The sequence below is a fragment of the Gelidibacter sp. genome, assembly GCF_035515035.1.
Classification (GTDB): Bacteria; Bacteroidota; Bacteroidia; order Flavobacteriales; family Flavobacteriaceae; genus Gelidibacter.
Genome location: NZ_DATJCA010000011.1, coordinates 1 through 9,384, shown reverse-complemented (window position 1 = coordinate 9,384; position 9,384 = coordinate 1). Strand labels below are relative to the sequence as shown.

Below are 9,384 nucleotides of genomic sequence, written 5' to 3'. Positions count from 1 at the left end.
TTGAATTTTACTGTAGGACAGCGTTACTGTTGGATTTTATATCCTCAAAAACGTGAGAACGGTAAGTTCTGTATGATAACTTCAAAGAAAATTAATGAGCAAAGTTTTCCATTTGATGGAAAGGAAAAGTTTCCTTTTCATAATGATTTTGATGACTACAATTTTGCTCTTGCACACAGAGATAGAGCCTATGAGGCAATTGAGAGAGAATTAGAACGAACGAAGAAATCGGGATACTACAAGCATAATAATGAGACCTATAGACGAATGATTTTTGACAAGGAATACCGAAATCATATTTTAAATACTGCAGAATACAACTTATATACTACTTCGGGAATGGAAGAAAGAAACCCGCAATTTCCTTTAAATCAAATTCTATACGGCCCTCCGGGAACTGGGAAAACCTACGAGCTAAAGAAGGAGAATTTTCCGAGATACACCTTGAAAGAAACATCTATAACAAAAGAGACCTTTTTTGAAGAAACGGTAAGGGAATTAACGTGGTGGCAAGTGATAGCCTTGGCTTTAATTGAAGGAGGAACTTCAAGGGTGAATGATCTTTTGAAAAACAAGTGGGTGGCAGCAAAAGCTAACATGTCTGAATCTAAAAACGTGAGGGCTACGCTCTGGGGAAATCTACAGATGCATACTATTCATGAATCGACGACGGTGGCTTACACACAAAGGCAGGTACCTCTTATTTTTGATAAAAACGAAGATAAATCATGGAGTTTAATGGAAAGCGAACTCCAAGAGCAATCTCCTGAACTCTATGATATTTTAGAATCAGTTAATAATTTTGAGGTAAATCCACAGAAAGAGATAAAGCATTATGTGTTTACTACTTTTCATCAGTCATTTTCATACGAAGACTTTGTGGAAGGTATCAAACCTAAATTAAATACTGAAGCTGAAAACAACGAATTGAGTTATCAAATTGAAAATGGAGTATTTAAAGACCTGTGTTTAAGAGCACAAAATGACCCTAATAATCGCTACGCAATTTTTATAGACGAAATCAATAGAGGCAATGTGTCTGCCATATTTGGAGAATTGATAACGCTAATAGAACCAGATAAACGTCTCGGTGCTGATAACGAAATTAAAGTGAGGTTGCCGTATTCTAAAACCGATTTTGGAGTGCCGAACAATGTGGACATTTATGGTACTATGAACACCGCTGATCGTTCTGTGGAAGCATTAGATACTGCATTACGACGACGCTTTAGCTTTAAGGAAATTATGCCACACCCTTCCTTGCTTGAAAATATTGAGTTTAACGGTTTCAATTTGAAAGAAGTTTTGCAGACCATTAATGAACGTGTTGAGTTTTTATTGGATAGAGACCATACCATTGGCCATTCGTATTTTATGAATGTAAAGAGTGGCGATACCAAAGCACTGGAAGATGTCTTTAAGAATAAAGTAATTCCATTATTACAGGAATATTTTTATCATGATTACGAGAAAATTGCTCTGATCTTAGGAGCTGGTTTTTTAAATGTAAAAACCAATCATGCTATAAAATTTCCAACATTCGATGGCATTACTGAACCGGACAACGTGACCCTGTGTACTCTGATTGAGAATATTGAAGATATTGAAAAAGCCGTCACCCTTCTTTTAAATCAAAATGCGTCATAAACCCATACAAGTTTTTGAACATCAAACACTTTACTATGATAAAGAGTACGGTGGCGTGGCATTTACCCAAAAACATTTTGAAGCTTTGGCAAAGCTCAACATGTTGCATGACAATAAGTATTTTACTTTAGTCCATAAGGGAATTAAATTTTCGCAATATGTGGGTGTGGTACAGATGGATACCTTGACCATAGAGATTTTACCTAAGGCGGATAAAAACTCTGGCGATACCAATGTTTGGCGGAATGTGCTTATCGATATGCTTCGTGCCACAAGAAAACTTCGGGTCAATCAAGTAGGAGAGGCCAATGTGAATAAGCAGAATATCCATCTGTTGGATATTTACTTCGATTGGTTTCTTCGAGAAGTGGAAACACTCATCCGTCAAGGCTTAATCAAAAAATATTATAAAGAAACCAAAAACGTCACCGCCTTAAAAGGAAAATTGGAATTCGCAGGTCACATCTCTAAGAATTTGATTCACAAGGAACGATTTTATACCACCCATCAGATCTATGATAAGAACCATCAACTGCATCAAATTTTAGATCAGGCGCTCCTCATTATCGAGCAATTGTCTAAAGGTAGCTATCTCTATCATAAATGTAAACGGGTACAATTGGACTTCCCAGAGGTCTCCGGTATTCGGTGCACGGCAAGTACTTTTGATAAACTAAAACTCAACCGTAAAAGTGAACCCTACAAAAAGGCTTTGGAAATTGCACGCTTGATCATTTTAAATTATGCGCCCAATATTTCCTCTGGTTCTGAACGGATGATAGCACTGCTCTTCGACATGAATAGTCTATGGGAGGAGTATATCCTTATCCAATTGAAAAAAGCCTGCGTAAACACCCCATACAAAGTAGAAGGGCAACAATTGAAGACCTTTTGGGGGAGTATGAGCTTACGCCCAGATATCATCATTAAACAAAACAATGAAACCCAAATTGTAATTGATACCAAATGGAAGCAAATAGAGGGCAATAGGCCCTCAACCACCGATCTGAGACAGATGTATGTCTACAACGATCATTGGGAATCTAAATTCTCAATTCTCTTATATCCTGGTGCCCATCAAACCAATATTTTCCATCATAAATTTGATCACCCCGACCATTCCTGTGGGATTTTAAAAATGAATGTTTTGAATGCTGATCATAAATTGGATCAGCAACTTGGTGAACGAATGCTGCGGAGTTTTGAGAGGGAGGGTTTTTTCAATATTCTCGAGCAATGAAAATGAACTAATAAACAACTCTAATGGTTTAACTTAAAAACAAAAACCTGCAAAATGATCACTAACCTAATAATCATAATAATTCTGCTGCTGGGCGTCATTTACTATTTATATATTAAAATCGGAAAACCTCACATCACAACTACTGATAACGAGAAAGCTTATAAATTAAATAAACAATTCTTTCTGGAAAAACGTGAAGTGTATGTTGAGGATGTCGAAGAAGTGATCGAAGAACATGAAATTGACCATCTTTCAGGGAATGATTTAAATGTCGAAAAAATATCTAAAGCCAAAGCCATCCAGTTGATTAATGCTTCAATAGGCCAAAATGTGCTATCAAATTCCAATACTAATTTTGCGAGTATAAACAAAGCGATCCCTATTTGGTGGTTTGATGTAAATCAAAAAAGATTTTTAGAAGACCTGCATTTGATTCTTGCAAAAAATGAAGGCTTTATATGGTTGAAAATTCCAAAAGGTACGGTGAAAGATCCCAAGAAAATTTTCTATATCCGTGGGGACAACGGATTGGTCCAACTTAAAATATCTTCAGAACGCTACAATTATTTAAAGGATGTATCCAGCGGGGAAGGGCGTTTTAATTATAAGGAATATGTAGTTAGAGAGTTTCCTTAAAACTTACTGTTGACGCTTGAAACATTAACTGGGGAGACCCACCAAAAAATATTCTATGACCGTCAGATTAGTGATACTATTGTTCAGTTCTTAATGCTTTATAAAAAAAGGGTTAGATTTTAAGTAAAACCTAACCCAAGTATATTTTTTGATTTACACCCCTCAAAAGACATTACAGATAGACCTTAACTATCTCATTCAATTTTTAGCCTTACTCCAATTCTTCTTTAAAAATAGGTTTTGAGAATGATGTTTCTCCGTTAGAATTTCTTCCGGAAAAATGGCAATATTTCTCGTTATAGTTTTCATCTTTGAATTTATTTCATGATTTAAATGCCGCTTCGGAAAATGGCTTAAGAGTATTGATTGGGAGCCTTTCCTTAATGCTAATGCAATAACCATAATCAGGATCATTATTCCTTTTTGAAAAATTATTTTTATTTGTTGTAATGGGGCGTTTAAATATCTCTTCTAATTCATTGACTTCAATTTCAGAGTCGATATATTTTTTTGTAAACCCAAACAGTTTGTCATCTTAAAATGGAGCTCTCTTATAAAGAGTTTTACTATTGGTAATAACTTGATCGAAATATTCGTAAGCCTCTTTGTCTAAAGTGTCTCCAAATTCATAGAACTTAATAAAGCTGAGATTCAGTGGCATAATATTTTGCGTGTAATCTAGGTTCGTATATTATTTCAATGTTTGAAAATTCTTTCAAGAAATTAAAGTGCTCCAGATTTAAGCTTTTTGATAAATTATCTCCGTTTTTCCCAAAAACAATAATTTTTTCTAAACTATCGTTATTTTCTTTATTTCAAAACGTCAAAAAATCTAGAGTGTAAATTTATAAATGGGGATATAATCACTAATCAATAGTTGTACCATTGCAATTCTTACTTAATACTTAACGTTGGTGATGTTTATGAGAAGAACTTCAACTATACATTCTCAAAAAACTTTACAGCGTACTTACAATAATCAATAATCAAGTCCTTATCTGTATCAAACTCTTTTCGGTTGCCTAAATAACTTTTACACGTTGAAGTAATTTCTTTTCCCGCCTTGAGTTCTAAATAAGATATACATTTTATATGCTTTCTTGTAATAAGGACAAAGAGGGCATTTTCAAAAGGATAATCACCATATTTTTCGATGTCATTCAATTTAAGTTCGCCACTGGCTCGATATTTAACTTCAATAAAATGTGCTTCATTGTCTTTGAAAACTACAAAATCAGGCATTTGTCGAATGTTTTTAGAGACATCCCCTCTCACTCCTTTTAAGAGATCTTTGATCCCAGGAATTGAGTTTTCCATTCCATAGCTAAAAACTTGAAATCCAAGGGAGCGAAATAGTTCTTCAACTATGGTTTCAGCAATACGCCCTTTGATAACTCCTGAAATCCAAGGATTGTCTTTTGTTTGCGATTTAATTTTATTCTTTTTCGGTTCTTTTTCAATAACAGTAATTTCATCTTTTTTTTCCTCCTTTTTAAAGCATGAATAACAAAATGCTCCATTAAATTTTGTATATCCACCACAATTTATACAGTCTGCCATAATTATTTTAAAGTTTAGATTAGGGGTTTTTATCCATTACATTAGAATGTCATATACAAATCTAATAGATTTTAAATAATATTAATATGACTTCATTGGAGTTAATGAATAGCTTGTTTTTAATTTCATAGGTAATACACATTAATTCAGATTGATAAAAGCAGATTGGAACGTCATATTAAAAATAGAAAATTACATACAGCTTGACCAAATTGATTTTTAAAAAGGGCACTCATTAATTATTGAAATTCAATCTTTCCGTTTAACGCTCTTTCGCAAAGAAAGACTGACTACCATAAGATCTGAAATGCACTAAGCACAAGCGTATCCATATCATGAACAAACTTCCCCCACTACATAAAGGAAAACATTGCAAGCTGCTAGTGTCTTTGGATTATATATTTAGCGTTGGCTAATAAAACTCAAAAGCCCTAAAAAAGGGCTTCTACAAAATGTGATTTTACACATCTAAATAAAGCTAAATGCACCTTACTTCGTATAAGGTATCCGTCTAGAAGTTTTTCTCATTAAAATATTGACCAAATCATCGGAAGTAGAACCAAGGCCGCCCTTGATGTTTTTATGGTAGTTAACCACAACTTCATTGTCAAGATGCATAAAGTCGAGATTAGCGGTGGCACTTTGCGTAGCGCCACCAACTCCCAACAACGCCAAACCTAGGGCGGCGCCAGTAGACATGGGTTTGCTGGTCGAAAAACTGCCGGTAACGATGGTTTCAACATCCAAAATTCCGCAGAGGTCTTTAGGCAGTTCTTCATGGGCTTTTAAGACGTCATATCCTGCTTTTTTTAATAAGGCGTTGGTCAGGGTCGGATTTTGAACCTCCACCAACAACGTCCCTCTTTTCTTTCTGGTCAGGAACCAAGAATACATGGCTTTCTGAATGCTTAAAGCTTCGGCATTTTCCATCTCGGTAATCTGTTCTGAAGTAAAATTCTTTAACTCCTTTGGTCGCAACTTGACCGAGGTTTTTAAAGGCAGTATGGCCAAAGTTTTGGTGTTGGAGACGTAATTCGCGGCGTCAGGATGCACATACAGTTTTGTTTGTGCAAATAATACAGAGGTAATAAGTAGGCTTAAAATAGTTAGTTTTGTTTTCATTTATTTTCTTAAAAATAGTTGACCTACTCCAAAATTCAGTTGGCTTTTCGGCTTGTTCCCAACATATAAGATTTCTAAAATTTCAGTTTTTTGAGACTAAGGGATTATAAAAAGATAAAATACCTTAAGTTTTGTGAGGGAAGATCCAAACATACTAATTTTTTATTAACCTGTATGCATTAACTTACAAATAATGACAGTTTACACAAGTAAAAACGTCGATAATCGAATAAATACTTAAAAAGCAGTGTAAAACGATGTTATGGGGCTTTGAAGGGGTCCTGTTTGCTGAGGCGATTTTGCGCTCCTGTATGTTTAAAACATCCTAAAGGGTAGGAGAAAAAGATGCGGAATATTTCAAGTAAACGTCTCATAAGCGCTAAATAAGCCAGTTGATCTTGCACAAAACATCCACAGACCCAAACGACATGCTCCCGTTAGTTTTTAAATGTAAAGTTTGGCCTAATGAGGGGTTCTAAGGTGAGGTCACCCGCTAACCTGGGCTTCAAGTTCCTACAACAAGGGGCCTCAACCCGTGGCATGGGGTAAAATCTTCAGCCCCCGCAAAGTCTCTAGCCCATACACCTCATTGGCAATGACCTCATAATACCGGATGCCCAAAAGAACGATCCCCGTATGTGCCGGCAACCTCAACAGATCAGGCACCAACTCAAAAGACGAAGGCCCCGCGCCAATTTCCAAAAACCGAGTAGGGGAGACCGTTAAGGTGCTTTCTAGGCTGTCAAAGTCAAAGTCCAAAATCCCCAACGTGACCCCAAGATGGGTGGCCGTTTTTGGGGCTTTATGACCCGCCAGATTAAAATTGCTGACCCGTAAGGTTTGGGACGGGCCATCAAAGGCGGTCCTTTTGTAGAGGGCATTTAAAACGGAGTTTTTAGGAGTCACGTCATAATGCCGTAACACCTGCTGCCCCTCGGCCGTTTGCAACCCTTGGTAGACCCGGCGTTTGCCGCGCTCAGAAACAGGATCCAACGCTTTGATCTTTAGGAAGACCTGCATCATCCGCGAATGGAAGGTCTGGTCTTGACGGGGATTAATAAATGGTAGTAGTGCCAGGCGAAACTGTTTTTTGACGCTACTGCACTGCCCAAATTCGCTGGCATTCTCCCGCACCCGCCGCATATTGTCTTGGGTACGGATGGCATAGCCAGAAAAGCCGCCCCCGGCTTTTCGGGAGTATCCCACCCCTTTAGTGATGAAGAAGTTGATCTCGCCAAGGGTTCCTGAAATTTTAAGTGGTCCTGTCTGTAGTGCCATAGTGTAGCTAATGTAATACAAATCAGTCATATAAACAATAGATAGCTAAACAATAGGTATAGCGTATATACCCCGTGTATACTTCGGGTATACTTCGGGTATACCTCGGGTATGGCCGCGGTTCGTCCCATGCCATCCTCGGCTAAGAGTTGCCCCGAACGGGAAAGGGGAGTGGTCCAGGGTGGTTATTTTGAACTGACCTGCTAGGCTTTGATCTTTAGAACGATAGCTGCGGCCGTCTTCTTTTTCTAAATTGATCTTAAATGTTGGAATTAAAGTTTAAAATTTTGCCTAATTTTGTAGGCTAACGCTATGTCACCTAATATTAAATCGGTTCTACTATCCATGCTCTTTAATGAAGCACTGCATTCTTGTAAATCTCCCCTGGTGGTATTACGGCCTACACCGCCAAAAAGGAAAGATTCAAGAGTGGATGTAAAACCTAAACCGTCACTTCCCCAAATTGAAAATGATCTTAAATCAAATGCCATCGAGCCACCATGCAAACGGCGCTCTTATGCTATGGGGAATTTTGGGCAACGCGGGTTGCTTTTCGAGTGACCATCAACCGACCAATTAAGCAGGGTCTGTCAATAGATAACAAGTTCAAAGCTGAAAATATAATGTTCCAAATCCTTACAATTTTTTTAATTAATCAAGTGTTTTAAATTATGACATTACACGAAGCGATACAACAAGCCTTATTAAAAGCAGGAAAAGCCTTAACTGCCTCAGAAATTGCCGAAGTTTTAAATGCAAACAGCTGGTACAGTAAAAAAGATGGTTCCGACATTAAAGGAAGTCAGGTTGCGGCGCGGGTAAAAAGCAATTCGCATCTGTTTAGTAATATGAATAACCTTATCGGTTTAAAGACCACCCAGGGTCTCGTGGCCCAAAAATCGGTGCCAAAGCAAAAGCAGATTTCTGTAAAGAACATAGGCTTGGACGATAACCTCCTGATGAAAGTGTTGATCAATCAAAAGAACTTTAAATCCCTTAGCGAGACGGAGAAGAACATTCCTGATGCCCCGGGACTGTATTGCGTGCGCATCAAGGATCCAAAAGCATTGGATGCCGTGTTTTTTAATGTTTTAACTGAACGGAATCACACCATCTTGTATATCGGCGTGGCCTCCAAAAGTTTGCAAAAGAACTTTTTTGAGGAAGAATTGAGAGCTAAAGGCCACGGCACCTTTTTCAGGACCATGGGGGCCGTTCTGGGTTATGTTCCCGAGGAAGGCTCATTGGTAGGGAAGAGCAATCAAAACAATTATAAGTTTTCTACAGACCATGAGCAGGAAATCATCACCTGGATTGAAGAACATTTGATTTTTAACTGGATCGCCACCACCACCGATCTGCATGCCGTACAGGCCAAGTTGATCAAAGAACATTTGCCTTTGCTGAACCTTGCCGGAAATCCAGGGGTGATCAATAATGTCCGCGTGTTAAGAAATAAGTGTAAGGCCATCGCCCGCGGCACGAAATAAGGGCTAATTGGTGTCTTTCGCCAAGCGTTATAACGGTGCTCATCTCTTTAGCGAATTATCACACTCGTGTTGGTGTTTAGCTGCCATTGCGCTGCTTTTCACCAACAAAAAAAAGGTCATGATCTTCTAAATTGCCTCCATTTAAAATTTCCCTTCCAATATTCCCCAAAAATTAGTCCGGGCGCGCTATGCCGTGGCTTCTTTTTCTTTTTGTTAATACATTTTGAATGCTGGATTTAAAGTTTAAAATTTGCCGAGTTATAAGTCCTAAGTCTATGTCTTTCAAAATGAAATCGGTTTTGCTGCTCCTGCTTGTTGTGGTCGCATTGCATTCGTGTAAATCTCCCAAAGTGGTCTCCCGACCTGCACCTCCAAAGAGGCATATGCCCCAGGTAGTGGCTAAACCTA

General features: G+C 37.9%; 8 protein-coding genes. 4 read left to right on the top strand and 4 right to left on the bottom strand.

Annotation, left to right across the window (positions count from 1 at the left end):
- From VLZ86_RS00585 to VLZ86_RS00575, 3 genes are all read left to right on the top strand, one after another.
- A partial coding sequence (locus tag VLZ86_RS00585) for an AAA family ATPase (RefSeq protein WP_325447647.1) occupies positions 1 to 1,647 on the top strand: 1,647 nt, incomplete at its 5' end.
- Positions 1,637 to 2,887: an McrC family protein gene (locus VLZ86_RS00580; protein WP_325447645.1), complete on the top strand. Its 1,251-nt coding sequence runs from the start codon at positions 1,637 to 1,639 to the stop codon at positions 2,885 to 2,887. The genes VLZ86_RS00585 and VLZ86_RS00580, both read left to right, overlap by 11 nt.
- 54 nt (positions 2,888 to 2,941) lie before the next feature.
- Positions 2,942 to 3,526, top strand: a complete 585-nt coding sequence (locus VLZ86_RS00575) for a hypothetical protein (protein WP_325447643.1) — start codon at positions 2,942 to 2,944, stop codon at positions 3,524 to 3,526.
- 939 nt (positions 3,527 to 4,465) lie between these two features.
- Here the strand turns inward: VLZ86_RS00575 and VLZ86_RS00570 are convergent.
- The 3 genes from VLZ86_RS00570 to VLZ86_RS00560 all read right to left on the bottom strand — a co-directional run bounded on the left by VLZ86_RS00570 (position 4,466) and on the right by VLZ86_RS00560 (position 7,228).
- On the bottom strand, positions 4,466 to 5,086 hold the full coding sequence (locus VLZ86_RS00570; protein ID WP_325447641.1) for a hypothetical protein: 621 nt from the start codon (positions 5,084 to 5,086) through the stop codon (positions 4,466 to 4,468).
- Positions 5,087 to 5,575: 489 nt separating this feature from the next.
- A complete protein-coding gene (locus VLZ86_RS00565; RefSeq protein ID WP_325447639.1) occupies positions 5,576 to 6,208 on the bottom strand; it encodes a hypothetical protein in 633 nt (210 codons plus the stop codon).
- A gap of 528 nt (positions 6,209 to 6,736) precedes the next feature.
- Complete coding sequence (locus VLZ86_RS00560; protein WP_325447637.1) at positions 6,737 to 7,228, bottom strand: hypothetical protein; 492 nt, start codon at positions 7,226 to 7,228, stop codon at positions 6,737 to 6,739.
- Between the two features lie 929 nt (positions 7,229 to 8,157).
- Here VLZ86_RS00560 and VLZ86_RS00555 point away from each other — a divergent pair.
- Positions 8,158 to 8,976 (top strand): GIY-YIG nuclease family protein, encoded by an 819-nt coding sequence (locus tag VLZ86_RS00555; RefSeq protein ID WP_325447635.1) that lies wholly within the window; start codon positions 8,158 to 8,160, stop codon positions 8,974 to 8,976.
- Positions 8,977 to 9,148: 172 nt separating this feature from the next.
- On the opposite strand, the gene VLZ86_RS00550 is transcribed toward VLZ86_RS00555, so the two are convergent.
- Positions 9,149 to 9,384, bottom strand: a 236-nt coding sequence (locus VLZ86_RS00550) for a hypothetical protein (RefSeq protein WP_325447633.1), incomplete at its 5' end; no start/stop codon positions are given.